This is a genomic window from Bacillus sp. 196mf (assembly GCF_003217275.1).
In the GTDB taxonomy this organism is placed as follows: domain Bacteria; phylum Bacillota; class Bacilli; order Bacillales; family Bacillaceae_G; genus Bacillus_A; species Bacillus_A thuringiensis_S.
This window is the reverse complement of record NZ_QJTG01000001.1, coordinates 332,116-358,756: the sequence shown is the minus strand read 5'-3', so window position 1 is coordinate 358,756 and position 26,641 is coordinate 332,116. Positions and strand designations below refer to the sequence as shown.

Sequence of the window (26,641 nt, the reverse complement as noted above, 5' to 3'; positions counted from 1 at the left end):
TGCTCCCCCTTATTTAACCGTTAATGTTATATTGTCAATTAATCTTACATTTTCAAACTTAACTGCAATAGCTAAAATGATTCGTCCTTCGACTTTCTCTACCATTGTTAATGACGGATATGCATATAAATCCGCATAATCTACAGTGCCTTTCGTATGCGTCTCAATATACTCTTTCACAAGATTTGTAATGATTTCCGGATTACGTTCACCTACCTCAATTCTTTCTTTCGCTATACATAGGCTGCGGTATAAATGAAGAGCCTCTTCACGTTCATCTTGTGATAGGTACACGTTACGAGAACTTTTCGCTAATCCATCTTCTTCCCTTACAATATCAACTGGTACGATTGTAACCGGAATATTGAAATCAGTTACAAATCCTTCAATTACTGCAACTTGTTGAGCATCTTTCATACCGAAATAAGCACGCGTTGGCAGCGTAATATTAAATAGTTTCATTAGTACAGTTGCAACACCAGCAAAATGACCAGGTCTTTGTTGACCGCATAATACGTTCGTGCGCTTCACAACTTCTACTGTTGTTGTTTGTTCTGCTGGATACATTTCTTCTACACTCGGATAAAATAAATAATCTACACCGTTTTCTTTTGCTACATTTTCATCTCTATTAATATCACGAGGATATCGATCTAAATCTTCATTTGGGCCAAATTGCAGCGGGTTTACAAATACACTTAAAACTACAATTTCATTTTCTTCTCTTGCCTTACGTAATAAGGTAGCATGCCCTTCATGTAAATAACCCATCGTTGGAACAAAACCAATACTCTTTCCACTTGCACGAAGTTCGTTTGTAATTTGCTGCATCTCTTGCACTGTAGTTACGATTTTCATTATTGTTTTCCTCCGTATAACGCTAAGCATTCTTCCTCTTTCATTGTGAACGAATGTTTTTCTTCAGGAAATTGCCTTGTCTTTACTTCAGTAACATATTGTGAAATCCCACGCACAATCTCCTCTTGAACAGATGTATATTGCTTTACAAATTTCGGCACACGATTCACGCCGTATGAGATAAGATCATGATAAACAAGCACTTGCCCATCTACTTTTTGTCCTGCACCAATCCCAATTGTCGGTATTGTTAGTTGCTCTGAAATAAGTTCTGCTAACTGCATTGGTACACATTCTAACACAAGCGCTATTGCACCAGCTTCTTCACATTTCTTTGCATCTTCTATTAATTTCTTTGCACTCTCCGCATCTTTTCCTTGCACTTTATATCCACCCAACACTCCTACAGATTGAGGGGTTAAACCTAAATGCGCTACAACAGGAATTCCTGCGTTCGTCAAATATTGAATCGTTGATATAACTTCTCCAGCACCTTCTACCTTCAGTGCATGCGCCCCGCTCTCTTGAACGATGCGGCGTGCATTCACCATCGTTTCTTGTAATGATACGTGATACGACATAAATGGCATATCAGTTACAATAAACGTCTCTTTCGCTCCGCGGCGTACAGCTTTCGTATGATGAATCATATCCTCTACTGTTACAGGTACTGTTGAATCGTATCCGAGTACAACCATTCCAAGAGAATCTCCAACTAAAATCATATCAACTTCAGCTTCTTCTGCTAATTTAGCAGATGGATAATCATACGCCGTTAGCATTGTAATCGGCTCACCTTGCTCTTTCATCTTCAAAAAATCTGTTTTTGTTTTCAAAAACTACTCCTCCTTTATGCAGGAGAGAGGAGATGGCCGCAATCATATAAAAAACCCCTCTGGCCATAAAAGGGCAGAAGGGTTGTGTGTTAGTCGGCATTATTCATCCCTCTGTCCCAGTCCGTTATTGGATCAAGGCAGAATCCAAGTTATTATTTTTCGTATTACTTCGAATCATGGTGCAGTTCGCTCTGATACTGCCCACATTCGAACTAATTATAGCAAACTACAAAAGGGAATTACTACATTTTTTTGAAAAAATAATTTTTTATTCTTATTACGGTATATGAAATTTAATAAGAGAGTATATATGCTAGAAAGTGAAACTTTAATCAGCCCGATCTCCACCTAACTTCTTTGCTTCCGCTGAATTTTGAGGTGGAGGTCTTATTGCCCAGTAAATAGCGGGATAAAGTTTTTATAGATAATTCAATCCTGAAAAGATACATGTTTTTTCAACGCATGTTAAAAAATTCCAAGTTAATTTCTTCTGTAATCAATTTAACTGTATAGTATAACTCTTAAACTAATGATGCAGGTTAATTGAGGAAAAGTACTTAACAAAGGAGAATTGCAGATGTCTATGAACAGGTGGTTATTTCGATTCAGCAGTTTGCTTGTAATGATTGTATGGTGGATGTCTTTAGGATCCTTTCATGTATTTGCCTCAGTTAATGTCGTAACACAACCCACCGATGTAATGAACGTGATTGAGGTTGAACTAAATGATGATTACTTTAATCCAAATGTCATCACGATTCCGCTTGAAGGATCAACAACATTACTATTGAAAAATAAAGGTAAAAACGAGCACACCTTTACAGTGAAAAAACTCGGCATTGACGTCGTAGTTGAGTCAGGAAAAGAAAAGAATATTACCGTGAAACCTAAAAATACTGGTACATATGAATTAATTTGTCGATACCATCTCCTTAAAGGAATGGAAGGCAAAGTAATCGTCAAATAACACGCCAGGCCAACTAGACGGAAGATATCTTGAAATGAACTTTAAATATGAAAAGGATTTATTATCATGTTACAAATTTAACTCAAAAATATTGAAATAAAAAGAAGTTCCAAAAGAGGAACTTCTTTTACTTAATTTCGATATCTGCAGAATGAATATGATGTACTTTCCCCTCATGATCCTCCAGAAGTAATACACCATCCTCTGTGATTCCTTTTGCTAACCCCGTAATCGTCTCTCTCATCGTTCGAGCGGTAATTTCTTTCCCGATGCTCACAGCGTAACTTTCCCAAAGAATTTTAATGACAGAGAAACCATTTTGTAAATACTCTTCATATAATTTTTCTAGTTGTAAATAGATTTGTTGCATAAGTTCTGCACGAACAATCGGCTTACCTGATTCAATCGCTAATGAAGTAGCAATGTGCTGAATTTCTTCATCAAAATGTTCTTGCTTTTGATTCGCATTAATACCGATGCCCATAATGACAGCATTAATTTTATCAGGATCCGCTTGCATTTCTGTTAATATACCTACAGCCTTTTTACCTTGAATTAAAATGTCATTTGGCCATTTTATTCCCACGTCTACACCTGTACATTTTTCAATTGCCTGTGCAACACTAACAGCCGCTAACAAAGTAAGTTGCGGTGCATGATGAACTGGAATCGATGGGCGTAAAATAATACTCATCCAAATTCCTGTTCCTTTTGGTGAATGCCATTTTCTGCTTAAACGACCTCTTCCCGCTGTTTGTTCTTCTGCTACAACGATAGTTCCTTCTTCTGCACCTTCATAAGCAAGTTTTGCTGCAATGTGCTGCGTTGATTCAACAGTTTCTTCAAAATACACTGTTCTACCAATTCGCTTCGTTTGTAGCCCTAACTGAATTTCATTAGCAGTCACTTTGTCTGGCTTACTTGCAATTCGGTAACCTAATCGGCGCACAGCTTCAAGTTCATATCCCTCACTCCGGAGATCTTCCATATGTTTCCACACAGCAGTTCTTGAACAACCAAGTTTATCACTAATCGTTTGGCCGGATACAAACTCGCCATCCGCTTCAGAAAAAACTTGTAATAACTGCTTTCTTATAGTAGATTGCATCCTTGCAGCCACTCCCTTATACGCTCTTTCTCATTAACTACGTTTCCTTTTACAATTGCTTCCTCGATTTTCTGAAGCATGTCAGCAACCCACGGACCAGGCTTTTTGTTTGCCCAGTTTAATAAATCATTACCAGTCACATTCATTTCTTGACGACCCTGGATTGGCAATGCATGAAACATTGATTGTACTCGTTTAACAGATGTAGGATCATAGCTTTCAATCATCGCTTCATATACTCTCTCTGCCATTTCAGCGATATAAATTCCCGTTTTATAAAGAAGGACTGTATCCCAATCCTTCTCCTTTCTAGTACGGATTGCCAATAAAACTGCAACAATATCTTTTATTTTTTTATTCGAAAACTTCCATTGACGTAGAAAGACAGATGGATGTTCTTCTCCGATACAATATAAGAAAAATGCCCACGCCTCAATATCCGTTTCGAAAGAATCCCATTTATACTGCGTAGCTTTTAACAGTCTCTCTTCTGACATTTGTAAATATGGCAAATGAGAAAATAGCTTCGTCTCTACTAATTCTTTGAGACCTTTCACACAATATGTACCAGTTAACAATTTCTCAAACTCTACTGTAATGCGCTCAATTGCTATATGTTCTAGCAAATGTCCATACGTTTCAATCGCTTGCTTCGTTTTCGTTTCTAATGAAAAACCTAACGCGCTTACAAACCGTATACCACGCATCATTCGCAGGGCATCTTCTTGAAAACGATCCGCAGCATTTCCAACTGTCACAATTTCTCTCTGTTGAATGGCTTCCTGTCCAGCAAATAAATCAACCATTTCGCCTTCTTCTGTCATAGCAATTGCATTCATCGTGAAATCACGACGTTTTAAATCCTCTTCTAATGAACGAACAAATTGAACACTACTAGGTCTTCGAAAATCTTCATATTCGCTTTCTGTTCGAAAAGTAGTTACCTCATAAGGCTCACCATTTTCTAAAACAATTACAGTTCCATGCTCAAGACCAACAGGAACATTTCTTGGGAATATAGCCATCACTTCTTCTGGTAAAGCAGATGTCGCAATATCAATATCTCCAATCGGCCTATCGATAATAAGATCTCGTACGCTCCCACCAACAAAGTAAGCCTCATGTCCTTGTTGTTTTAATGTCTCAATAATAGAACTAGCTTTTTTAAATCTTTCCATTTTTGTCATCCCTTAGTACGTCATAGTAAATCGTTTCATATTGTGAAACAATTTTTTCTGAGCGAAATTGCTCATAAACACTTTCTCTTGCTCGTTCTCCCATATTACGGTGAAGTTCCTCGTCCTTTAATAGCTGAGTAGCTTGATTTGCCACTCCTGTTGTATCGCCAACTTCACATAAATATCCTGTTTCCCCGTGTTGAATAACCTCTGGAATACCTCCAACCCGTGTTCCGATACAAGGTACACCACACGCCATTGCTTCTAATAAAACAAGACCAAAACTTTCCTTCTCTGATAGAAGCAACATTAAATCACTCATCGCAAGTAGTTCTGCAACATTATCTTGCTTCCCTAGGAATAAAACACGATCTTCAATATGTAAATTCTTCACTATCTGTAAAATCGTACAGAATTCTGGTCCGTCTCCAACAAGAAGCAACTTCGCATCTACTTCTTTAACAATTTTAGCAAATGCCTCAACAACATCCTGCACACGTTTCACTTTACGGAAATTCGAAATATGAATAAGTACTTTTTCACTCTCACTTATACCGTATTCTTTCTTTAATTGAGACATATTACGTTTGAAATATACACGTTCGTCTATAAAGTTATATACCGTTTGAATTTCTTTACTTGGTTTTACAAGCTCATGCGTTTCGTTAATTAATGAATGCGAGACAGCAGTAACAACATCCGATTGCTCAATACCAAAACGAATTAAATTATTTAACGAAGGGTCGGAACCTAACACAGTAATATCTGTTCCATGCAAGGTTGTAACAATTTTAATACGCTCTCCGATCATTTGTTTTGCTAAATATGCACAAATTGCATGTGGTATTGCGTAATGCACATGTAAAATGTCTAAGTTTTCTCTTTGTGCAACCTCTGCCATTTTACTTGCTAACGCTAAATCGTATGGTGGATATTGAAATACAGAGTACTGGCTTACCGTCACTTCATGAAAATATATGTTTGGATATACTTTATTTAACCGGAATGGTAAACCCGATGTAATAAAGTGAATTTCATGCCCGCGTTCCGCCAATTGCTTTCCTAATTCTGTTCCAACAACTCCAGAACCACCTACAGAAGGATAACATGTAATACCTATTTTTAATTTCATTTACATCCCCCTAATAAATCAGCATGTAATAAAACCGGTTTCTTACTCATAAATCCCTCGGCATACAAGACTCCAACTTCTTTTCCAAACATCTTCTCACGAGCAATCACAGTTTCAACGTATCCTTCTGTTAACGGTGTCTTAACACCATCACTTCCTGTTGAAAATTGACTTTCATATGCTTCTAATGCTTCCACCTTTATAGAGAGGTACTCACTTATATCTATACAAAAATTCGGTTTATGAAAACCATTAATCATATAATTATAAAAAGACTCCACACGATGTGGTGAAAGTTCCGGCATATATTTACGGATTCCTGCTGAAAAAATAGCCTCTTCCACAAGCTTTGCACAATTTGCATGATCTGGATGACGATCTTCATAGTATGGCGCAAAAACTAGTTTTGGTTTATATGTACGGATCACCTTGACAATTTCACGTATATACTCTTCTTTCATATACAAACCACGGTCTGGCATCGCTAAATTCAGCCTCGTTTTTACTCCCATTATACGAGCTGCGACCTCTGCTTCTTCTTTTCTCAACTCTATCGTTCCATTGGAAGAAAGATCAGCTTCTGTTAAATCACAAATACCTACTTCATACCCTTGCTTTGTATATTTAGCGATGGTACCAGCCATGCCGATTTCAACATCATCGGCATGAGCACCAAACGCTAATATATGTAATCCACTCATAATTGTTCCCCTCATTTTCTTAACTTACGATAATCTAAATCTCCTCGCTCTAATGCGTGCATCAACATTTCAGCACTTGCCATATTCGTTGCAAGTGGAATCGCATATACATCACATAAACGAAGCAATGCATTCACATCCGGTTCATGCGGCTGTGCTGTTAATGGATCGCGGAAGAAAATCACCATATCTAAATCGTTTTTTGCAATCATTGCACCAATTTCTTGATCTCCACCAAGAGGGCCAGATTGATATCTTGTTACAACTAATCCAGTCGCTTCCATAATACGAAGCCCTGTCGTTCCTGTTGCAAATAATTCATGTTGCTCAAAAATTGGTTTATATGCGTATGCAAACGAAACCATATCATTTTTCTTTTTGTCATGTGCGATTAAGGCAATTTTCATCCGTTGTCTCCCCTTTAGTCGATAATATTTTCTAAACCGTACACAAGATGATCAAGGTTCATTACTGTCTCGATTGATAGTTTTACACCTGACATAAATGATGCGCGATTGAATGAATCATGACGAACTGTTAACATTTGTCCATCTCCACCAAACATTACTTCTTGGTGTGCAATAAGCCCTGGCAAACGTACACTATGAATGTGAATACCGTCTACATTTGCACCACGTGCACCTGCTAGTTGCTCTACTTCATTTGGATGACCTTGCTGCTTTGATTCACGATTTTGACGAATTAATTCTACCGTTTTTACAGCTGTACCAGATGGTGCGTCTAATTTTTGATCATGATGTAATTCAATTACCTCAACATCTTGGAAATATTTCGCTGCCATTTGTGAGAATTTCATCATAAGAACTGCACCAATTGCAAAGTTTGGAGCAATAATTGTTCCTACTGCTTTTTCTTTTGCATTCTCTGTTAAACGTGCCAATTCTTCTTCTGTAAATCCAGTTGTACCAATAACAGAACGAAGTCCACGCTCAACTGCAAGTGTAACGTGTTGTTTCCCAACTTCTGGTGTTGTTAAATCTAACAACACATCTGCTTCTACTTCATCTAAACAAGTATGTAAATCAGCGTAAATCGGTGCATGTAATGCTGGCATGCCAGGTAAATCAGAAATCTTCTCACCACCATGCTTATAATCCACTGCTGCTACTAAATTAAAATGTTCCGTTCTTTCCATAAGAAGGACTGCTTCATGTCCCATACGTCCTCTTGGTCCGGCGATAATTACTTTAATTTCTTTCATTATTCTTTCTCTCCCTCATCAATACGTGTCCAGCGATCTTTATCACGTGTATTAAATTTATTCATTACAATGTTATGTGCTGTCTCTAAATCAATATTTAAACTATTTGCCATACAAATCATAACAAATAATACATCTCCAAGCTCTTCTTCAATACTTCTTTCTTTTTCAGTTGTTTTCTTCGGTTTCTCACCATAATAATGATTTACCTCTCTCGCAAGCTCTCCCATTTCTTCCGTTAAACGAGCCATCATTGCAAGCGGACTGAAATAACCTTCTTTAAACTGACCAATATATGCATCTACTTCTTTCTGCATATCTTTCATCGTTTTTGCTTCCATACTATTCACCTCTAATCCTTCCTCTTTCATGTTAGCCAATTCATCGCGATTTGACAAATATTATTCCCCGCCAAACACCTATTTGCGACCCTTTTTTGGATAGACTATAATAAAGTGAAACTTTCTTTTGCGCTTTTTGCAAAAGATTAGTTGAACCAATCGGGTTCCTACGGCTGGTTCGCCTTTCTTCAGAGCTTTATCTCCTACCAGCCGTTGGAACGGGGTAAAGTGAAACTTTCTTTTGCGCTTTTTGCAAAAGATTAGCCCATACTAATCGAGTTCTTACTATTTTCACTAGCAACTAGAAATTACTTATTATTATGTTTTACCGTTTCAGCGGAGCAATGTAATCATTACATAATTAGGGGGATTTCTATATGACATCAAAATTGAAGATGCGAAATATTATTTTTATTTTAATCGGTTCCGCTATATTTTCTTTCGGTATTGTCAATATCAATATTGAAAACCACCTTGCAGAAGGTGGGTTTACTGGTATTACACTATTATTGTATTTTTTATTTAAGTTTGATCCTTCCTACTCAAACTTAATTTTAAATATCCCTATATTTTTTATTGGTTGGAGGTTACTTGGCAGAACGACATTTTTATATACATTAATCGGCACATTTAGCGTATCTTTATTTCTATGGATTTTCCAGCGTTACGAAGTGCTCAACTTACATTTAAACTTGCAAAATGATATGACACTCGCAGCTTTATTCGCCGGAGCATTTATCGGTATCGGCCTTGGGATAATATTTAAATATGGCGGGACTACTGGCGGTGTAGATATTATCGCACGACTAGCTCACAAATATGTTGGCTGGAGTATGGGTAAAACGATGTTTATGTTCGATGCTGTCGTTATCGTCGTCTCTATTCTTACCTATTTATCATACCGCGAGGGTATGTATACGTTAGTTGCTGTTTTTATCGGGGCTAAAGTCATTGATTTTATGCAAGAAGGAGCCTATGCCGCCAAAGGAGCGACTATTATCTCAGAGAAAAACGATGAAATTGCTGCTAAGATTTTATCTGAGATGGAGCGCGGAGCAACCTTTTTAAAAGCTGTTGGATCGTATACAAAAGTGGAACGGAACGTATTGTATTGCGTTGTTGCTAAAAATGAAATCGTGAAATTAAAAAATATTATTACTTCTGTAGATCCTCATGCATTTGTTGCAGTAAGTGACGTACATGATGTAGTTGGTGAAGGATTTACGTTAGATGAAAATAAAAACCCTTTACATAATTAAATGTAACTAGAAAAGCGCCTTAGCTTTTCTAGTTTTTTATTACAAGTCTTTTAAGCTTCTCCAAATCCTCATAAATAAGCTCCAATAAACTCCGATTATAAAAAATGGAAGCTGGATGAAAAGTTGGAAAAACATGATATTCATTCTCTGACCATGTAAACTCTGCACTTTGCATATCCTTTAATTTTTGAATGGGCTGTTTTAATAATTGCCCGTGTACATCTGTGATTTTTTTATTTTTTCCTGTTAAACGTTGAAGACCAATATTTCCAAGTGTGACGATAAGCCTCGGATCTATTTTCTCTAATTCATAATCTAACAAAGGCGCATGGGCAACTATTTCTCCTTGATTTGGCGTTCTATTATACTTTTTTTGTATGCTTTCACCATTTCGTTCTTTTTTCTCTCGCCATTTATAAGGTCTACTCCGAACAGCGCTCGTAATATATACTTCTTCCCTCGTAACGTGAATACGCTCTAAAAAACCCATTAATTGTTTTCCCGACCTCCCGCTAAACGGAATCCCATTATGAATTTCTGTTTCACCAGGCGCTTCTCCTAACAACATAAATTTGGGATTTTCAGGACCTTGTCCACTTAAAAAACCTTCTAGTTGATAAGGAGCACTACGCTCTTTCACTTGTTTTACTAAATGGTCTGGATATTTCATTTCCCCCACCGCCTTTCCGCATTACTTCTATTATTTCTATTTGTAATACATTATATAATTCAATCCACACAACAAAAAAAGACTATCAAAATTGATAGTCTTTAGTCGTCGCTACGCTGCATACCAGTATACATTAATACGAGACGTAATAATTCAAATACCGCTACAGCTGCAGCTGCTACATATGTTAATGCTGCTGCATTTAATACTTTACGAGCTTGGCCATATTCATCTGTTGATACGATACCTAACGCTTCAATTTGTTGCATTGCACGCTTTGAAGCATCGAACTCAACTGGTAATGTAACAAGTTGGAACACAACACCTGCAGCCATTAAAATAATTCCTAATAACAATAGTTTCGACATTGTCGCAAATATACCAATCATAATAAATACCCATGATATATTCGATCCAAAATTCGCCACAGGAACTAACGAATGACGAATACGCATAAAGTTATAATCTTGCGCATCTTGAATTGCGTGTCCTACTTCATGTGCTGCCACTGCTGTACCAGCAACTGAATGTCCATAATAGTTATCTGTTGATAATCGAACCGTCTTGGCCGTTGGATCATAATGGTCTGATAAATGACCTGGTGTTTCTTCCACAGCTACATTGTATAATCCATTTTCATCTAAAATTTTTCGAGCCACTTCCGCTCCTGTCATACCTGATGTTGAATAAACTTGTGAATACTTGCTATAGGCACTTCGTACTCTTGACTGTGCATACAACGGTATGATCATTATGATCGCGAAGTAAATTAAATAAAACATCATGAACCTCCATTGAAGTTTTAATTATAGTACTTCTCATTCTATTTTCTTCTGCCACTATTGTCAATGAATAAACCTTACAATCCATATCTTTACTTATTACATTATCTATTTTTAGAATGCACATTACTTTTTCTTTTTTCTCTCTCTCCTTTATACTTTCTCCATCCAACATAAGTTAATGTGAATAAAATAAGTCCCCCAGTAATTGTCATAAACCAAATGAGAGAAGGTGCAATTTCATCCTTTTTTACTGTGTGAAATATCTTTTGCAAATCCCCTTTAATAATCCCTAATTGCATTTGGCCACCTTTCGTTTTTAACATAACGTTACGAAATTCATCCAAATAAGATAAATGAACATTTACACGCTGTACCTCGTTTTCTGGCAAAGCAATCATTAAACTTGGATAAATAATATTGAATTCATTTAAAAATGTATTTAATGTTTGTTGAAACTGCCCAGCATCTTCTTTTTCCATCGCTTTTTCCATTTGAGAAAAGGCATCCATTACTTTCCTTTCTCTTTCCATCCAAAGTGGTTGATATTTCGATACTTGTGCATCAACAGCAAGTTGTAATGCCAACACATTATCCATTTTAGCTTGCTTACCTAAACCTTCTTCAGAGAGCGATTGCTGCGCCTTGTCGTAAGCTAAAGAAATAACTCTAACTTGATCTGGTGTTACTTCATGCTTCTTTTCATTCCCCTTCATTAAAAATTGCTCTGAGAAAAGTTGTAATACTTGTACCGCTTTTTCATCTTCATTACGCTTCACTAACTGTAACGAGTCGTCTAACAACCCTGTTAGCTCATTCCACTCTTCAGCATATATACGTAACGGAAACATTATAATTAGAAATGCTATCAATCCAATTAATGTTCTCTTCATCCCGGTCCCCCCTATAACTACTAGTACAAAATATGTTAATTGGGACAAGAATAGAACAGAACTAAACCGAAAAATATATTATCGTTTTACAAAGAAAAAATTCTCTTTAAGCAGAGAATTTTTTCTTTGACATCCTTTTCTTTTTTTACGAAATATCTATATAAGCTATAACAAAGTATACTACCACCTAAAATGAATAATAAAATAGCACACGCAGCATGCATAAAGAACTCCTCTGGTAGCATTAATATAACTGGATCCGTTTCAATATCAAACATCCAATAATCATTACTGAATAAAAGCTTATGGAATAATACAAAGCTCTTTTCAAAATTAATAGCGATTGGTAACATAAGCGCTATCGGAAAAATGATTGTTAAAATCGATCCGTGCAGTAAAAACTTTTCATTTTTCTTTTTTAATAAATAAATTCCACCTATCACTGCAATCATAATTGTCGCATACATCACATATTGAATCTTTACTAAAATATTTTTAACATCTACAAAATGAATACGGCCATTTGTAGACATATCTAATGTTGGCAAATGTAATGCTCCGTCATAAAACGGGGATAAATATGTAATAAGCACATCGTAATTTCTTTTAATTTCATCCTTCGTCATATCCGCTAAATCAGGAATATTTAAAAAATCAATTTCAAAATAATACAGCCATTTTCCATACACAACTGCCGTTGTTGCGAGTGCAAAAATAGAAAATGCTATGCTATATGAAACAACTAAAGTAATCAATCGATCCAATATTTTTGTACCACTCTTATTTTTCTCCATGTTCTCCCCCTAAATGTTCTAACCATCATAAAGAAAATTGTTTCCTGTGCTCACGTAAGCAACAATAATATGTAATACATAGTACAGCAACGCTTAACCAAAACGTAAAATAACCAATTTCCTCTACAAACAAATGCATAATTCCATATCGTGGCATTTGCCAAAATAAATAATCAATTGCATCGTTATGCAACGTCCACACACCCGCTACTATAAAATGCCATTTTTTTATACGGTAAAATGGAGCATATAAAACACCTTGCACTGCCATCGCAAAGTGCGAAAGCATTAACATGTAGCCCATAAGGCCAATAGGACCTTTTACGTAAATCATAATCGCATTTACAACAACAGCCCAAATACCATATTTTATTAAAGTAACAATCGCTAGCGCTTCTATTAATCCCCAGTTTCTCTTTGTCAAAAAAGCAATTAAAACAAAGACAAAAAAGAGACTCGCCATAGGACTATCTGGTACAAACGGCCAAAATATAGGTGACGTTTCTTTCAGTTGATTTCCGTACCATATAAACCCGTAAATTGTACCTAATATGTTAACAACCAATAAAAATAATAATACCGAGCGTTGTCTTAACATTGCATACAAGTACACCAATCTGTATGTCCAACACCTTTCAAGCAAAGTAATTCATTCACTAAATCCTACTCTATTATAACAAACTTCATCCAACTAAATAGAAAAGCTGACTACAAATTTTGTAGTCAGCTTTTTATTATTTTTTATTATACTTTGCAACGAATTCCGAAAGCTTCTTCAGTTCCTCATCTGTACCTTTAAATACACCTTTAGGCATGGAACCTTTTCCATCTTTCGCAATTTTAGCAATTTCTTCTGGCTTTAAAGTTAAGTTTTGCAGTGCTGGTGCTGCCGCCCCGCCCTGTAAGTTGTCACCATGACATGTTAAACAAGTATTTTTTTGCATTAATTTATAGCCATCATCATTTTTATCAACTGGCGCGGTTTTTACAATTGCTCCTTGTTTCTTTGCAGCTTCCCAGTCGTGGTGTGCTACAGATTCCCAAGTTAAAAAGATAATCGATGCAATTGCTAAAAGCATAAATCCAGTTGCTACAGGACGCTTCAATGGACGTCTTTCTGGACCTCGATCAAGAAATGGAGCTAACAGTAATGCACCAAACGCAATCCCTGGCATAATAAACGCTCCAATTACAGTAAATGAACCGGAAGCATAAGAATACTTTAATAACTGATACAAGAATAAGAAATACCAATCTGGAAGTGGTATATATCCAGCATCTGTTGGATCCGCCATTCTCTCAAGCGGCGACGGATGCGCCACTGTTAAACATAAATAACCGATTAAAAAAACTGCACCAACCATCCATTCTTTTAACAAGAAGTTCGGCCAAAATGCTTCTGTTTTCCCTGGGTATTCAGAATAGTCTTTTGGAATATTTGGTTTCCGAGCTACCGGTACCCGAGAATCTCCTACAAACTTCATCCCTTTGCCGCGATGCATAATCTCCCTCCTTTAGTTCTTTCCCCTTTAATTTAGCAATCTCTTATAGTGGACCGGAAATACCTTGTTTGCGAATCATGATGAAGTGGAAGGCCATTAAACCTAGAAGTGCTGCTGGTAAGAAGAAGACGTGAATAGCAAAGAAGCGAGTTAATGTTTGAGCGCCAACAATTTCGGAATGACCAGCGAGTAATGTTTTAATATAAGGACCAATGAGCGGTGTTTGCTCTGCAATTTGAATCCCTACTTTTGTAGCAAATAAAGCTTTCATATCCCACGGTAATAAATATCCGGTAAAACCAAGACCTAACATAACAAAGAAAATAAGAACACCAACAATCCAGTTTAACTCACGGGGCTTTTTATACGCACCTTGGAAGAAAACTCTGAGTGTATGTAAAAACATCATTACAATTACGAGACTAGCACCCCAGTGGTGCATACCACGAACAATTTGCCCATAAGCAACTTCATTTTGTAAATAGTAAACTGATTCCCAAGCATTTTTAATATCAGGCACATAATACATCGTCAAAAACATTCCAGATAAAATTTGAATTACAGTAACGAAAAAGGTAAGTCCTCCAAAGCAATAGACGAATGCAGAAAAGTGATGTGCCGGGTTTACATGTTCAGGTACTTCATGATCAGCGATATCACGCCATATCGGTGTAATATCTAATCTTTCATCTACCCAATCATAAATTTTATTTAACATCTACTTTGCACCCCCTCTTGGCTTCGCTTTTCCTAGATACAGCGTTCCATCTTTCACTTTAGACTCGTACACATCCAGCGGAGCAAGGGGTGGCGTACCTTTAATGTTCATCCCATCTTTTGTATAACGCCCCCCGTGACATGGACAAAAGAATTGATTCGGATGTGCTTTGTCCGAATTCCAGTTAACTGTACATCCTAAATGTTTACATACTGGAGAGAACGCAACAATGTCTCCGCTTTCATCTTTATGAACCCAAGCCGATTTTGGTTCTTCAGACTTGTACCAACCATCAACCTGTTTCACTTTAAAATCGAAACGCTTCGGCTCTGTTGTAATATCCTTTACTTGCGCAACAGCAACCATATCTGTTCCGGCTTCTTTTCTTAACACCGGATCAAGCGCAAATCGCGTCATCGGCATTAAAATACCGGCAGCCATAAAGCCTCCTACCCCTGTGAGTGTGTAATTTAAAAATTGTCTTCTTGACACGCGATGTTCTTTCTCGCTCACGAAAATTTCCCCCCTCTATCAGAAATTGTCCCCTCGTGATAAATTATATAAAAAATAAAAACTAGGACACTATCATGATATAATACGCTCATGCACAGGTCAATATCATACTACTCATAATAATAAGAACTTTCTGTTTATTGTGAGTTTCCCCACTTCTCTTCCAACATCACCATTATATTTTTTATATGTGCATGAATAACTTCTCTTTTTGCTTGATCACTAAATTGTTCTAATGCTAATGAAGGAAACCAAAATAAATCTCCCTGTAACTCTTGCATATCCTCTTTCCATGAAAAATCACTTGTAACATAAGCAATATGCTTAAAACCTTCGCTTCGTAAATGATTTGTCCATTCTTGCAAACGACCTTTTTCATTCTTTTGACTTTCTACCAAATACGTAAACGCAGGTAGTAAAAGCACTCTTCCTTTATACTCTCTTTCCAATTCCGTGCTCAACAATTCGATAAATTCACCTTGTTCTACAACCATTTTCATTTCTTGTGCTGCCGAAATTGATAAAAGCGGTATTACTCCTGTATCAACATACTCTCTTGCTTGTTCAAACTGTTCCACATCTTTTACACTCCACTTCAAATTCCTTCCCTCCTTCACTTACAAATGACAGAACTTTCACTTTATATATATTAAACCATACTAAAAGAGGTAAAAAAAGAAAAACTACCCAATATAGGTAGTTTTTCTTGGTGAAAGTCTGAAATTTGTAAAAATTTATTAATCCAAATAAATTCTATAAAGTCTTTAACTCGGCCGTTAATCTATGAAACGCTTCCTTATCTTGCTTATCTAACGCTTCATCAATTTGTTTCAAAAGGCGTTCTCTCCTAAATGAAAATACACTTTCTTCCAAAAACCTTTCTGCAAGTAAACGATCTTTTTCATTTACTTCAATATGCTTTGGTAGATATGGGTTTTCTTCTAATACAGCTACATAATTCGCATTTTGAAACGATGATTTAAAGTTGAGTTGAATATAAATATCTTCATCTCGATTTAAACGAATATCATGAAACGATTTTTCAGCATCTGTTGTCATAACATTTTGTTTAAAAAAGTGAAACGGTGTGTCTTTCACACAATTCGCTGACATCACTAAGCCACGCGGACAATATTTTGCATGCTCTACGAAGTGGACTTTATGCATCAATTGGTCGTGACTCATTAAATAATTCAGAATCCATACACATTCACGCTGTTTCAGTTGGTAATTATTCAAAAACCATTTTACAAAATCCTTCTTCTCGTTTACAGAAACAGGGGTATTCATAGCAATTAAGTCCCTCCTCTGTCTTTCTCTTTTCTTTTTAGATTCAAGAAGCGGCATTCAGTTTCCTTCCAACTTATGAAAAATCCTCTAAATTATATAACAACTCTTCAATATGAATTTGTGTCGGGTCTAGTTGTAATAACTGGGTAAATACTTCTTTCGCCTCTTTTCGCTTTCCTTCTTCCAATAAGAAATAACCGTATTCTTCTAAGAAGTCTGGATGATTCTTAAAAGAAGTATATGCACTTTCATAGTGTTTTAATGCATCCGAATACATTTCTAATTGTTTTTTTGCATACGCAAGGTCCCAAAGTAGTTGTGTATCTGGTTCTCCACTATCAATAGCACGCTCTACAATTGCAATTAACTCTTCGTACTTTTCTTGTCCTTTTAAGATATACGCATATTTTAATGTTGCGCCTAAATGCCCTGGGTCTAACTCAAGTGCTTTTTGAAGAACTTCCTCTGCTTCTACTATTTTTCCTAATTTCGCCGCAATGTTCGCTAACTCTACATAAAACGGAACTGAAAGCTCATCTACTTTAATTCCTTCATGAAGCGTTTCATAGCTTTCTTGAAGCATTCCTTCTTTTTCATAGCTTTTCGCTAAATACATGTACAGTGATGCGTACTCAGGGTCTAATTCTTTTAGTTCTTGCCAAGCACCGATTGCTCTCTGATATTCTTCACCTTGGTATAATGTGAAGGCATATCCAAATAATGAGTGAATATCTTTTTGTTCCTCTAGGCCTGCTTCATAATAAGAAATCGCCTCTTCCCAGTTTCCAATCGCACTTAACGTTTCTGCAAGGCGAAGTGCGATCACAACACCACCCATTACTTTATGTTCAGCTAATAGCGATTCATAATAAGTAATTGCCTTTTGTTCTTCACCTTTACTACTATATAATTCTGCTAACCCAAACGTAATAACAGGTTCATCAGGCATCATTTCTTTCGCCTTTAATAGTTTTTGCTCTGCTACATCATCAAAACCTTGCATTTGGAATAAATCTGCAACAAGTAATAACGATTGAACATATAAATCGTCATTTTCTGGAATATCATGAAGTACTTCAATCGCTTCATCTTCTTTATCTAGATCAATATATAATTCTGCTAAAAATACAGTGAATTCACTTTCTTCCGGATACAGTAAACGTAAGTCTTCAGTAATCGCTAATGCCTCATCTGTAAATCCAAGTGTATGATAGTAACGAGCGATATCATACTTCTCTTCATCATTTGCAATTTTTAATTGTTCTTTTAATAATTGTAATCCTTTTTCCGCTTCACCATTTTCAATATATGAAACAGCTTGTTCAAACTTTTGCATAAACGTCTCCTTTAATTCTAAAAAATATTCTCTTCTGTTCATTTATCATAAGCAACTCACTGTTAGAACGCAACCTTTAGAATGAGCATGCTTCTTCTTATACTTCTTCTTACAGAGTAGGTAATTGTTCAAAAGGTTCGGATATGACACCGATACCTTATCATCATCTTCTATTGTACCGCTTTCTTTTATGACCGTGCAAATAACTTCTCTCACTAATTATCAAGCCATACAAACCGTGATTTACAGAACAACTTAATTACCAGTCTTCAACCTTTATTTTTAATACGATAAAAAAGGCTCCTATAATAGGAGCCTTCACAATCTCTTAAGAATATGTTTCTTCTTTCTGTACTTGCTCATTTACAAGCTCTTTCAGCAACTCTATAATTTCATCATTTTCTTCTTTCAAACCGACAGTAATACGAATACCATCATCGATACCAAATGCAGCACCAGAACGAACGATATATCCTTTTTTCATTAATCGTTCGAAAGCTTCATTACCTGGTATACCAAGTTTTAAGAAAATGAAATTTGTTTGAGATGGATAATAGAATACGTTATATTCTTTACAAAATGCATAATACTGATTTAGACCTTCAGCATTCTTTTTCACACAATCTTGTAAAAAGGCTTGATCTTCTAATGCAGCGAGTGCTACAGATTGCGCTACAGTTGATGTATTGAATGGTAACCTCGCTACTTCTAGCTGTCCGATTAACTTCGCATCCCCAATCGCATATCCGATACGAAAAGCAGCTAAACCATATGCTTTTGAAAACGTGCGTAAAACCATAAGATTTTCATACTTTTCAAGAAGTGGCAATGTTTGCGGATAGTCTTCTGCTTCCGCGTATTCATAATATGCTTCGTCCATAATAACGAGAGCCGACTTAGGAACTGATTCTAAAAATGAAAGTAATTTTTGTTTCTCAACATATGTACCTGTCGGATTATTCGGATTACAAATCCATACAATTTTCGTTTTATCATCTACTTGCTCTAGCATTGCATCTAAATCGTGAATACCGTCTTTAAGTGATACTTCACGAACTTCTGCTCCTTCAATAACAGCATGGTGATGATATTGTGAAAACGTAGGATTCGCCATTACAACGTTTGTTCCTTCATGTAGTAACGCTCGGCTAATCATTTGAATGACTTCATCTAATCCACTACCAAATAGTAGTTGTTCTGCTTTTACACCTAAATGTTCCGCTACTTTTGTCCGAAGTTCAAAGGCATATCCATCTGGATAAAGGGCATATTGGCTCGCTAAAGAAGTTAATGCTTCTGTCACACGCGCTGAGCAACCGAATGGATTTTCGTTCGATGCTAATTTCACAATTTTCGATAATCCATATTCCCTTTTTACTTCTTCAATGTTTTTCCCAGGCACATACGCTCTCAAAGTTAACAATTGCTCTTTCACTCTCATTTTTCTTCCCCCAGTCATTTCATTCAATTTGATTACAATACAGTTATAGCCCCTTACTGTAATCTTTTATCATAACCGTCACTATTACGAGAATACCTCTAAATGAGCACTTCACAACACTTCGCTATCATTTTAAACCATATCTTTTTGAAATGCCTCTAACGCAATATGAACAGTCTCATCTGAAATAGATACGACATTCACTACCCCATATTCCTGCATAAGCACCATATGAATTGCTCCTGCATTTGCTTTCTTATCTTGTTTCATCAATTGAACGAGGCGCTCTACATTCAAATCTCTTGGCATTTTTGGATAGCCGTATTTCAAGAACCACTGCTTCATATCTTCATAAGCAAGATCAACCTTGTACACTTGCTCACTTAAAAATATGGCGAATAACATTCCAACCGCTACGCCGTCACCGTGAGTAATATTCCCATACCCTAGCTCTTTTTCAAGAGCATGTCCTAACGTATGTCCAAAGTTCAAATGGGCACGTACACCCTTCTCTGTTTCATCTTGTGACACAACATTTGCCTTTATAGGAATCGCCTTCGTTAATATATGGATTAACTTCTCATCACGAAGATCCGCTAATGTTTGCACTTCTTCTTTTAACCAATGATATAGCTCCACATCACCAATAAGAGCATGCTTTATCACCTCTGCATAACCTGAACGCCACTCTTTTTCAGGAAGAGACTGTAAAAACGGTGTATGATATACAACCGCTTCTGGCTGATGGAATGCACCAATCATATTTTTACCTAACGGATGATTAATCGCTACTTTCCCACCTACTGCGCTATCGTGCGCTAATAAAGTCGTCGGAACCTGCACAAAGCGAATACCCCGCATAAAAGATGCGGCAACAAAACCAGCTAAATCTCCAATCATTCCGCCTCCAAGTGCAAGAATTAAAGAATTTCTATCTAATTTATTTTCAAGAGCTGACGTATGAGCCGCATAGAAATTTTCGAAAGACTTCTCTTTTTCGCCACTTGGTACAACAAACGAAAACACGTCCTGCTCCACTTGTAATGCATCGATAACTGTCTGTAAATGTAGTGATGCAACAGCTTCATCTGAAATGATCATTACGTTAGATACAGCTGGCTGCATATTTTGAACGATCATTGTTAAGTTTGACAACGCTTCTTTACCAACATGTACATCATATTCTTTTGATTTCGTTTGAATATGTATGTTTCCCATTAAAATCCCCTCGCATATTCATTATGTTTCTCAATATTTTCACGAATTAGTTCCATACGATCTAATCCGAATTGTTCTATTAAAGCTGTTGCTAATTCCCAAGCCACAACCGCTTCTGCAACGACACTAGCTGCTGGCACTGCACAACTATCTGAACGTTCAATGCTCGCTGTAAAAGGCTCTTTCGTATCAATATCTACACTTTGAAGAGGTTTATAAAGTGTAGGTATCGGTTTCATCACACCGCGCACAACAATTGGCATTCCAGTCGTCATACCGCCTTCTAATCCACCTGCATTATTTGTTCTTCTTGTATATCCATGCTCCTCATTCCATAGAATTTCATCATGAACTTCACTTCCCGGTCTATGCGCTGCTTCAAAACCAATTCCAATCTCGACACCTTTAAAAGCATTAATACTCATAATTGCAGCTGCTAATTTCGCATCCAGTTTTCGATCATAATGCACGTAGCTACCTACTCCAATTGGCATTCCTTCCACAATTACTTCAACGATTCCACCAATTGAATCACCATTTGCTTTCGCATCATCAATCGCTTTCATCATTTGGTTACCAGCTTCGTCATCTAAGCAACGTACAGGAGATGCTTCTGTAATACTCTTTAATTCTTCAATTGAACTATACGTAACCTCCTTAGCTTGTACACCGCCAATTTCAATTACATGGCCCGCCACTTTAATACCAAGTTCTGCTAACACCTTTTTAGCAACCGCACCAGCAGCAACACGCACCGTCGTTTCGCGCGCTGACGAACGTTCCAGTACATTCCTCATATCTCTATGACCATATTTAATTGCACCATTTAAATCAGCATGCCCAGGCCTTGGTTTTGTCACTTTCCTTTTTATCTCTTTTTCTTCCTGCTCAGTTAAAGGCTCTGCCCCCATAATTTTTGTCCAATGGGCAAAATCACGATTTTCAACAACGAGTGCAATAGGGGAACCTAATGTTTCTCCATGTCTAACACCACTTAAAATTTGCACTTGATCCGTTTCAATTTGCATGCGTCTACCACGCCCATATCCCTTTTGCCTTCTAGCTAACTCTTCGTTTATATCATCCGCTACTAAAGACAATCCTGCTGGAACACCTTCTATAATCGTTGTAAGTTGCGGACCATGAGATTCACCAGCCGTAATATATCGCATACGTTATTCCTCTTTTCGTATATGTATTTATCTCACTATATTAACTTTTATCATTCTAAAAATATTAAAGAAATTATATCATAAATCGACCATTTTCTTATTCTATATTTCCGATAGGCCTAATTTAAATATCAATATATCATAACAGCTCAAACTTCGTAACTAATTGAAAATAAAAAAAGTGCAAGAAGAATACCCCTATTCTCCTTGCACTTTTTACTATTATCACAGTGATTAAAGCGTTTACAAATTATTTCAAAATAATTAGTAAATCCATTCATTCATTAATTTTGAGTAGTCAACTAATTCTTCTTCTTTAAAGAAAATAGCAATCTCGCGCTCTGCGCTTTCTAAAGAATCAGAACCATGAATAATATTTTTCGCAACAGTTACACCGAAATCTCCACGAATTGTTCCAGGAGCTGCTTCATGTGGTCTTGTTTTCCCCATCATGTTACGCGCTGTATCTACTACACCTTCACCTTGCCATACCATTGCGAATACAGGTCCAGATGTAATAAAGTCTACTAACTCACCAAAGAAAGGTTTTTCCTTATGCTCAGCGTAGTGTTGTCCAGCAATTTCCGGAGTGACTTGCATTAATTTTGCACCAACTAATTGAAATCCTTTTTTCTCAAAACGAGCTACAATTTCCCCAATGAAGGCACGTTGTACACCGTCTGGTTTTACCATTAGAAATGTTTTTTCCATAAAAAATCTCTCCACTTCTGAATTATGTATGTAATTGTATATCCCCACACACATATTATCACCCTTATCACAATTGTGCAATAGTTTTGAAATAGAGAGATTATTTTATTTTTTAGAATAAACATTAAAATTTTCGTTTTCCAATATACTTTGCAACATTTTGTAATGCATACTTTGCTTTTCCACGTGGGAGTGGTTTTATTATTTCTAAAGCTTTATGTAAATAACGTTCACTAAACGCAAATGCTTGATCAATTGCTGGACTATTTTTTACAGCATCAATAATTTCTTGCATTTCACTTGCTGTTGTATTTTCATGTACAGATGTGATTTTTTGACGAAGTACTGGATCTTCCATCGCATATAAAGCAGGGAGCGTTATGTTTCCTTGTAATAAATCTCCACCAGCAGGTTTTCCAAGTTTCTCTTCTGTGGAAACGAAGTCTAAAATGTCATCAATAATTTGATAAGACATTCCTACAAAATACCCATACCAAAATAGACGATTTACTGTATCACGATTAGCACCAGCAGCAATCGCTCCCAATTGACAACTCGCGGCAATTAATAATGCTGTTTTTCGCTTTATTCTTCTTAAATACGTTCTTAAATTTTGGTCATAATTGTATTTATCTTTAATTTGTTCAATTTCACCTTTACAGACTTCTAAAATAGTATGTGATAACGCTTGATGCGCCTCTGGGATTTCGATATTTGTTATACATTCAAGAGACTTAGCGAACAAATAGTCCCCTGTATACATCGCAATACGATCTCCCCATTTCGCATTCACAGTCGCACTGCCGCGTCGTAAAAATGCAGCATCAATAACATCATCGTGAACAAGAGAAGCCATATGAATAAGCTCTAACGCAACAGCAACATGCTTAATCGCATCTAACTTATAATCTCCAAATTTCCCTGCAAGCAACACAAATACAGGACGAATTCGCTTCCCACCAGCTTCAATAAGTTGTAATGCTGCTTCTTCTACTAATGGCTGTTCAGAAGCAACTGTCTTTTTTAATTCTTTTTCTATCACATTAATATCCGATCGTAAAAAAGAGTACATAAGTTGTAACTTCATATTGTTCACCTTAACCTAAAACTTCTTTTTTCTTTTTTCTATTTTGATTCTGGTTTAATACCTAAATGCATCGCTGCTACCCCAAAAGTAAATGGTTTCACTTGCACACGTTCAAGTCCAGCTTGCTCAAACATTTGGGCCAATTCTTTCATCCCTGGGAATGCACTAGCAGATTCTTGAAGCCATGAATATTCTTTATAACTTTTCGCAAACATCTTTCCAAATAACGGCATGATATATTTAAAGTATAAAATATACCCTTGTCGAAAACCAATCATTGTTGGTTGAGATGTTTCTAAACAGATTACTTTTCCACCTGGTTTTACTACACGCGTCATTTCTTTTAATACGTGCATATAATCCGGTACGTTACGTAAACCAAACCCAATTGTTACATAATCAAACGTATTATCTTCAAATGGAAGCTCCATTGCATTCCCATGTAGAAGTTCTACTTGTTTTAATTGTAACGCCTCTACCTTTTGCTTACCGACAGATAACATATTTTCACTGAAGTCTAAGCCAACAACCTTTCCTTGCTCACCTACCGCTCCAGCTAGCGCAATTGTCCAATCTGCGGTTCCGCAGCATACATCAAGCGCTTTACTGCCAGGTTGTACATCCATAATTCGCATCGTTTCTTTACGCCACGCTTTATGTCTTTGAAAACTAATTACAGAATTCATCACATCGTATTTATCAGAAATCTTTTCAAATACGTCATGTACTCTTTCTTCTTTTGATTGTTGCATGCTCGTACCTTCTTCCAATGTAAAATTGCTTATGTCTTCTATTTATCCCTTAACACAGAATTTATTTCATTTACGTCTGTGTGATTTTCTAAAAATTGTTTTTCTTTCTTTCTCAATTCCATCATCCAACCATTAATCACTACTTCTGCTTTATCCCCTAAAGCATCTTGCACCGCTTGAAAAACAGGTGAATGTTGTTTATCAGCATACAATTGAATTTCTTTTTGAAGGCGATTTCCACCTAATACGTATGTAATAAATGGCTTCCAATGTGATAAATGAAAATGATCACATGTTTTTTGAAGGAGCGCAGACTCAATCGTTACTACGCTTTTCATTATGTCATCCGTCGTTTCATGCGCTTTTTGGTATAACATAATTTTGTGTTCATTTATCTCTTTAATTCCTTCAGCAAGTGCACGAATTAAAACAATATCACGATTCATAGACAATAAATAATAATATAGTCCACTATAGTAATCGCCTGCAAGTACTGTTAATTGACGACATTTATGGAATTCAATCTCTTCCTCGCCTGCTTTATTTGATACCCTTTCATGCGTATCAAGCGCAATTTGTACAAGCATAATTGTTACTACGTAATGCTCAATTTGTTCTATATGTAAGTTTGCACTCTTTAAAGCACCATATAACAATGCTATCTTTTCTTCATCAATAAATGGTTCTTCAATATAGTTTATAAAATAAGGATGGCGTAATTTCTCCATCAATTTCTCTTTTATACCCGCATACCCTCCGTAGATGTCACACACAAAAAATCACCCTTGTTTTCTAATTCATAAAACTTATTATAACACATACACTCTATTTTCTATAACCAAAACTTGGTTACACCTACCATTCATGTAAGCAATCTTTCTAATCTCACTCTGTCTAGCTAAAACTATATCATTTATTTACTAAAAAAAAGAAAAGCAGTTTCCCGCTTTTCTTTACTTCGCTTTAATAAACGATAAAATTTCACTGCGCGCTGCAGCATCATTTTCAAGCACACCACGCACTGCTGTCGTTACTGTTTTCGCACCTGGTTTTTTCACACCACGCATCGTCATACACATATGTTCTGCTTCTACTACTACCATTACACCATGAGGCTCTAGTACTTCCATAATAGAGTTCGCTACTGTTGATGTAATACGTTCTTGCAGTTGTGGACGACGTGCAATTGTATCTACAGTACGAGCTAATTTACTTAACCCTGTCACCTTTCCACCTTGCGGAATATATGCAACGTGAGCAACTCCATAGAATGGAACTAAATGATGCTCACACATCGAATAAAATGGGATATCTTTTACTAGTACAAGCTCTTCGTGATCTTCTCCGAATACTTTATGCAAATGCTCTTTCGGATCTTCATGCATACCTGAGAACACTTCTGCGTACATTTTTGCAACACGCTTTGGCGTATCAAGTACTCCCTCACGATTTGGATCATCCCCAATCGCCTCTAAAATAAGGCGTACTGCATGTTCAATTTGTTCTAAATTAACTTTTGCCATCCGCTAGCCCTCCCGAAAACCTAAAAGTGATACGAACACATTCTAGCATATTTATGTTTTTAAAAGCAAAAAGAAGAGTTCCCAAAAAGGAAACTCTTCTTCCCTGTTAATATGTAAGGATTATTTAACCGCATCTTTTAACGCTTTACCAGGTTTGAATGCAGGTACTTTACTTGCAGCGATTTCAATCTCCTCACCTGTTTGTGGGTTACGACCTTTACGAGCCGCACGCTCACGAACTTCGAAGTTACCGAATCCGATCAGTTGTACTTTATCACCTTGTTTTAAAGCTTCTAAGATAGAATCAAAAACAGCGTCTACTGCTTTTGTTGCGTCCTTTTTAGAAAGGGAACTTGCTTCTGCAACAGCATTGATTAAATCTGTCTTGTTCATGCCATTCACCTCCTCCCAAAGATAAGACTGTATAATGATCATAAAATGAGTCTTACTTTCATTTGTAGGCAATTTTTACAAATTCTATACTACAAAGATGTAGATAAATCATTATCAACGCCTATATTATACGATTCTCCTTTATAATTCAATATTTTTAAGGAAATTGTTACTCTGAAAATGTGAAAATCTGATGAAACTTGACAATTTACAACAATGTATTAGATAATGACTGTTTATTTTT

30 protein-coding genes and 1 pseudogene are annotated in these 26,641 nt (G+C 36.5%); 2 read left to right on the top strand and 29 right to left on the bottom strand.

Going from position 1 to position 26,641, the window contains the following annotated elements; translation table 11 throughout:
• Nucleotides 1–9: 9 nt before the first annotated feature.
• Nucleotides 10–858 carry a pantoate--beta-alanine ligase gene (gene panC / locus ATL10_RS02080; protein WP_075716821.1) on the bottom strand — a complete coding sequence of 283 codons (849 nt, stop codon included), beginning with the start codon at nt 856–858 and terminating at the stop codon, nt 10–12.
• On the bottom strand, nt 858–1,694 hold the full coding sequence (gene panB / locus ATL10_RS02075) for a 3-methyl-2-oxobutanoate hydroxymethyltransferase (RefSeq protein ID WP_000851108.1): 837 nt from the start codon (nt 1,692–1,694) through the stop codon (nt 858–860). Before panB ends, panC begins: the two co-directional genes overlap by 1 nt.
• A gap of 577 nt (nt 1,695–2,271) precedes the next feature.
• Between panB and ATL10_RS02065 the strand changes: the two genes are divergently transcribed.
• Nucleotides 2,272–2,661 carry a cupredoxin domain-containing protein gene (locus tag ATL10_RS02065; RefSeq protein ID WP_075716822.1) on the top strand — a complete coding sequence of 130 codons (390 nt, stop codon included), beginning with the start codon at nt 2,272–2,274 and terminating at the stop codon, nt 2,659–2,661.
• A 127-nt stretch (nt 2,662–2,788) separates the two neighbouring features.
• Here ATL10_RS02065 and ATL10_RS02060 read toward each other — a convergent pair whose 3' ends face one another.
• Genes ATL10_RS02060 through ATL10_RS02030 form a run of 7 tightly spaced genes read right to left on the bottom strand, consistent with a single transcriptional unit; the run spans nt 2,789 to nt 8,343 of the window.
• Entirely contained in the window at nt 2,789–3,769 is a 981-nt protein-coding gene (locus tag ATL10_RS02060; protein ID WP_001192056.1) for a biotin--[acetyl-CoA-carboxylase] ligase, read from the bottom strand.
• Nucleotides 3,754–4,947: a CCA tRNA nucleotidyltransferase gene (locus ATL10_RS02055; protein ID WP_000439311.1), complete on the bottom strand. Its 1,194-nt coding sequence runs from the start codon at nt 4,945–4,947 to the stop codon at nt 3,754–3,756. Before ATL10_RS02055 ends, ATL10_RS02060 begins: the two co-directional genes overlap by 16 nt.
• On the bottom strand, nt 4,934–6,079 hold the full coding sequence (gene bshA / locus ATL10_RS02050; protein ID WP_000768317.1) for an N-acetyl-alpha-D-glucosaminyl L-malate synthase BshA: 1,146 nt from the start codon (nt 6,077–6,079) through the stop codon (nt 4,934–4,936). The genes ATL10_RS02055 and bshA overlap by 14 nt, the downstream gene beginning before the upstream one ends.
• Nucleotides 6,076–6,780, bottom strand: coding sequence for a bacillithiol biosynthesis deacetylase BshB1 (gene bshB1, locus ATL10_RS02045; protein WP_000015660.1), 705 nt, complete (start codon nt 6,778–6,780; stop codon nt 6,076–6,078). Before bshB1 ends, bshA begins: the two co-directional genes overlap by 4 nt.
• An 11-nt stretch (nt 6,781–6,791) precedes the next feature.
• The gene (gene mgsA / locus ATL10_RS02040; protein ID WP_000684765.1) at nt 6,792–7,187 is read right to left on the bottom strand and encodes a methylglyoxal synthase; all 396 of its coding nucleotides are present in this window, start codon (nt 7,185–7,187) and stop codon (nt 6,792–6,794) included.
• Nucleotides 7,188–7,201: 14 nt separating this feature from the next.
• Nucleotides 7,202–8,002, bottom strand: a complete 801-nt coding sequence (gene dapB, locus ATL10_RS02035; RefSeq protein WP_000658810.1) for a dihydrodipicolinate reductase — start codon at nt 8,000–8,002, stop codon at nt 7,202–7,204.
• Entirely contained in the window at nt 8,002–8,343 is a 342-nt protein-coding gene (locus ATL10_RS02030; RefSeq protein WP_002108639.1) for a nucleotide pyrophosphohydrolase, read from the bottom strand. Before ATL10_RS02030 ends, dapB begins: the two co-directional genes overlap by 1 nt.
• Before the next feature lie 377 nt (nt 8,344–8,720).
• On the opposite strand from ATL10_RS02030, the gene ATL10_RS02020 reads away from it, so the two are divergent.
• A complete protein-coding gene (locus ATL10_RS02020; protein WP_000202121.1) occupies nt 8,721–9,602 on the top strand; it encodes a YitT family protein in 882 nt (293 codons plus the stop codon).
• 28 nt (nt 9,603–9,630) lie between these two features.
• Here ATL10_RS02020 and ATL10_RS02015 read toward each other — a convergent pair whose 3' ends face one another.
• The 20 genes and pseudogenes from ATL10_RS02015 to ATL10_RS01920 all read right to left on the bottom strand — a co-directional run bounded on the left by ATL10_RS02015 (nt 9,631) and on the right by ATL10_RS01920 (nt 26,397).
• The gene (locus ATL10_RS02015; RefSeq protein ID WP_075716826.1) at nt 9,631–10,272 is read right to left on the bottom strand and encodes a uracil-DNA glycosylase; all 642 of its coding nucleotides are present in this window, start codon (nt 10,270–10,272) and stop codon (nt 9,631–9,633) included.
• Between the two features lie 101 nt (nt 10,273–10,373).
• On the bottom strand, nt 10,374–11,057 hold the full coding sequence (locus tag ATL10_RS02010; protein WP_011109966.1) for a zinc metallopeptidase: 684 nt from the start codon (nt 11,055–11,057) through the stop codon (nt 10,374–10,376).
• A 101-nt stretch (nt 11,058–11,158) separates the two neighbouring features.
• Entirely contained in the window at nt 11,159–11,947 is a 789-nt protein-coding gene (ypjB, locus tag ATL10_RS02005) for a sporulation protein YpjB (RefSeq protein WP_000831589.1), read from the bottom strand.
• Between the two features lie 106 nt (nt 11,948–12,053).
• Nucleotides 12,054–12,741: pseudogene (lit, locus tag ATL10_RS02000) on the bottom strand (lipoprotein intramolecular transacylase Lit).
• A 25-nt stretch (nt 12,742–12,766) separates the two neighbouring features.
• Entirely contained in the window at nt 12,767–13,357 is a 591-nt protein-coding gene (gene lhaT, locus ATL10_RS01995) for a lipoprotein heptaprenylglyceryl N-acetyltransferase LhaT (protein WP_000262838.1), read from the bottom strand.
• Nucleotides 13,358–13,475: 118 nt separating this feature from the next.
• Nucleotides 13,476–14,243, bottom strand: a complete 768-nt coding sequence (gene qcrC / locus ATL10_RS01990; RefSeq protein WP_000554601.1) for a menaquinol-cytochrome c reductase cytochrome b/c subunit — start codon at nt 14,241–14,243, stop codon at nt 13,476–13,478.
• Between the two features lie 43 nt (nt 14,244–14,286).
• Nucleotides 14,287–14,961 (bottom strand): menaquinol-cytochrome c reductase cytochrome b subunit, encoded by a 675-nt coding sequence (gene qcrB, locus ATL10_RS01985; RefSeq protein WP_000932700.1) that lies wholly within the window; start codon nt 14,959–14,961, stop codon nt 14,287–14,289.
• Nucleotides 14,962–15,474, bottom strand: a complete 513-nt coding sequence (gene qcrA, locus ATL10_RS01980) for a menaquinol-cytochrome c reductase iron-sulfur subunit (RefSeq protein ID WP_001290420.1) — start codon at nt 15,472–15,474, stop codon at nt 14,962–14,964.
• Nucleotides 15,475–15,611: 137 nt separating this feature from the next.
• Entirely contained in the window at nt 15,612–16,073 is a 462-nt protein-coding gene (locus ATL10_RS01975) for a YpiF family protein (protein WP_000872171.1), read from the bottom strand.
• 154 nt (nt 16,074–16,227) lie between these two features.
• Entirely contained in the window at nt 16,228–16,764 is a 537-nt protein-coding gene (locus ATL10_RS01970; RefSeq protein WP_001095925.1) for a ReoY family proteolytic degradation factor, read from the bottom strand.
• Between the two features lie 73 nt (nt 16,765–16,837).
• On the bottom strand, nt 16,838–18,100 hold the full coding sequence (locus tag ATL10_RS01965; RefSeq protein WP_001168673.1) for a tetratricopeptide repeat protein: 1,263 nt from the start codon (nt 18,098–18,100) through the stop codon (nt 16,838–16,840).
• 328 nt (nt 18,101–18,428) lie between these two features.
• On the bottom strand, nt 18,429–19,541 hold the full coding sequence (gene hisC, locus ATL10_RS01960) for a histidinol-phosphate transaminase (RefSeq protein WP_001264022.1): 1,113 nt from the start codon (nt 19,539–19,541) through the stop codon (nt 18,429–18,431).
• 132 nt (nt 19,542–19,673) lie between these two features.
• The gene (gene aroB, locus ATL10_RS01955; protein WP_098509110.1) at nt 19,674–20,759 is read right to left on the bottom strand and encodes a 3-dehydroquinate synthase; all 1,086 of its coding nucleotides are present in this window, start codon (nt 20,757–20,759) and stop codon (nt 19,674–19,676) included.
• The gene (aroC, locus tag ATL10_RS01950; protein ID WP_001269379.1) at nt 20,759–21,931 is read right to left on the bottom strand and encodes a chorismate synthase; all 1,173 of its coding nucleotides are present in this window, start codon (nt 21,929–21,931) and stop codon (nt 20,759–20,761) included. The genes aroB and aroC overlap by 1 nt, the downstream gene beginning before the upstream one ends.
• 264 nt (nt 21,932–22,195) lie before the next feature.
• The gene (gene ndk / locus ATL10_RS01945; protein WP_000415883.1) at nt 22,196–22,642 is read right to left on the bottom strand and encodes a nucleoside-diphosphate kinase; all 447 of its coding nucleotides are present in this window, start codon (nt 22,640–22,642) and stop codon (nt 22,196–22,198) included.
• Nucleotides 22,643–22,766: 124 nt separating this feature from the next.
• On the bottom strand, nt 22,767–23,729 hold the full coding sequence (gene hepT / locus ATL10_RS01940) for a heptaprenyl diphosphate synthase component II (RefSeq protein ID WP_000776079.1): 963 nt from the start codon (nt 23,727–23,729) through the stop codon (nt 22,767–22,769).
• 38 nt (nt 23,730–23,767) lie between these two features.
• Nucleotides 23,768–24,481 carry a 2-heptaprenyl-1,4-naphthoquinone methyltransferase gene (gene menG / locus ATL10_RS01935; protein WP_001187668.1) on the bottom strand — a complete coding sequence of 238 codons (714 nt, stop codon included), beginning with the start codon at nt 24,479–24,481 and terminating at the stop codon, nt 23,768–23,770.
• A 38-nt stretch (nt 24,482–24,519) separates the two neighbouring features.
• Entirely contained in the window at nt 24,520–25,254 is a 735-nt protein-coding gene (locus ATL10_RS01930) for a heptaprenyl diphosphate synthase component 1 (protein ID WP_053564889.1), read from the bottom strand.
• A 180-nt stretch (nt 25,255–25,434) separates the two neighbouring features.
• On the bottom strand, nt 25,435–26,004 hold the full coding sequence (gene folE, locus ATL10_RS01925; protein WP_001151481.1) for a GTP cyclohydrolase I FolE: 570 nt from the start codon (nt 26,002–26,004) through the stop codon (nt 25,435–25,437).
• Nucleotides 26,005–26,124: 120 nt separating this feature from the next.
• The gene (locus tag ATL10_RS01920; protein ID WP_001043860.1) at nt 26,125–26,397 is read right to left on the bottom strand and encodes an HU family DNA-binding protein; all 273 of its coding nucleotides are present in this window, start codon (nt 26,395–26,397) and stop codon (nt 26,125–26,127) included.
• Nucleotides 26,398–26,641 lie beyond the last annotated feature (244 nt).

Bases quoted from the DNA above. Each gene is read 5' to 3' on its own strand.
- dapB (WP_000658810.1), bottom strand. From the start codon at position 8,002: ATGAAAGAAATTAAAGTAATTATCGCCGGACCAAGAGGACGTATGGGA.
- menG (WP_001187668.1), bottom strand. From the start codon at position 24,481: ATGCAACAATCAAAAGAAGAAAGAGTACATGACGTATTTGAAAAGATT.
- ATL10_RS02060 (WP_001192056.1), bottom strand. From the start codon at position 3,769: ATGCAATCTACTATAAGAAAGCAGTTATTACAAGTTTTTTCTGAAGCG.
- aroB (WP_098509110.1), bottom strand. From the start codon at position 20,759: ATGGGAAACATACATATTCAAACGAAATCAAAAGAATATGATGTACAT.
- ndk (WP_000415883.1), bottom strand. From the start codon at position 22,642: ATGGAAAAAACATTTCTAATGGTAAAACCAGACGGTGTACAACGTGCC.
- hepT (WP_000776079.1), bottom strand. From the start codon at position 23,729: ATGAAGTTACAACTTATGTACTCTTTTTTACGATCGGATATTAATGTG.
- mgsA (WP_000684765.1), bottom strand. From the start codon at position 7,187: ATGAAAATTGCCTTAATCGCACATGACAAAAAGAAAAATGATATGGTT.
- folE (WP_001151481.1), bottom strand. From the start codon at position 26,004: ATGGCAAAAGTTAATTTAGAACAAATTGAACATGCAGTACGCCTTATT.
- ATL10_RS01920 (WP_001043860.1), bottom strand. From the start codon at position 26,397: ATGAACAAGACAGATTTAATCAATGCTGTTGCAGAAGCAAGTTCCCTT.
- qcrB (WP_000932700.1), bottom strand. From the start codon at position 14,961: ATGTTAAATAAAATTTATGATTGGGTAGATGAAAGATTAGATATTACA.
- aroC (WP_001269379.1), bottom strand. From the start codon at position 21,931: ATGCGATATATTACGGCTGGTGAATCTCATGGTCCGCAACTTACAACG.
- ATL10_RS02020 (WP_000202121.1), top strand. From the start codon at position 8,721: ATGACATCAAAATTGAAGATGCGAAATATTATTTTTATTTTAATCGGT.
- ATL10_RS02055 (WP_000439311.1), bottom strand. From the start codon at position 4,947: ATGGAAAGATTTAAAAAAGCTAGTTCTATTATTGAGACATTAAAACAA.
- ATL10_RS02015 (WP_075716826.1), bottom strand. From the start codon at position 10,272: ATGAAATATCCAGACCATTTAGTAAAACAAGTGAAAGAGCGTAGTGCT.
- panC (WP_075716821.1), bottom strand. From the start codon at position 858: ATGAAAATCGTAACTACAGTGCAAGAGATGCAGCAAATTACAAACGAA.
- ypjB (WP_000831589.1), bottom strand. From the start codon at position 11,947: ATGAAGAGAACATTAATTGGATTGATAGCATTTCTAATTATAATGTTT.
- bshA (WP_000768317.1), bottom strand. From the start codon at position 6,079: ATGAAATTAAAAATAGGTATTACATGTTATCCTTCTGTAGGTGGTTCT.
- ATL10_RS01970 (WP_001095925.1), bottom strand. From the start codon at position 16,764: ATGAATACCCCTGTTTCTGTAAACGAGAAGAAGGATTTTGTAAAATGG.
- qcrC (WP_000554601.1), bottom strand. From the start codon at position 14,243: ATGCATCGCGGCAAAGGGATGAAGTTTGTAGGAGATTCTCGGGTACCG.
- hisC (WP_001264022.1), bottom strand. From the start codon at position 19,541: ATGAGAGTGAAAGAGCAATTGTTAACTTTGAGAGCGTATGTGCCTGGG.
- ATL10_RS02030 (WP_002108639.1), bottom strand. From the start codon at position 8,343: ATGGAAGCAAAAACGATGAAAGATATGCAGAAAGAAGTAGATGCATAT.
- ATL10_RS02010 (WP_011109966.1), bottom strand. From the start codon at position 11,057: ATGATGTTTTATTTAATTTACTTCGCGATCATAATGATCATACCGTTG.
- ATL10_RS02065 (WP_075716822.1), top strand. From the start codon at position 2,272: ATGTCTATGAACAGGTGGTTATTTCGATTCAGCAGTTTGCTTGTAATG.
- ATL10_RS01965 (WP_001168673.1), bottom strand. From the start codon at position 18,100: ATGCAAAAGTTTGAACAAGCTGTTTCATATATTGAAAATGGTGAAGCG.
- bshB1 (WP_000015660.1), bottom strand. From the start codon at position 6,780: ATGAGTGGATTACATATATTAGCGTTTGGTGCTCATGCCGATGATGTT.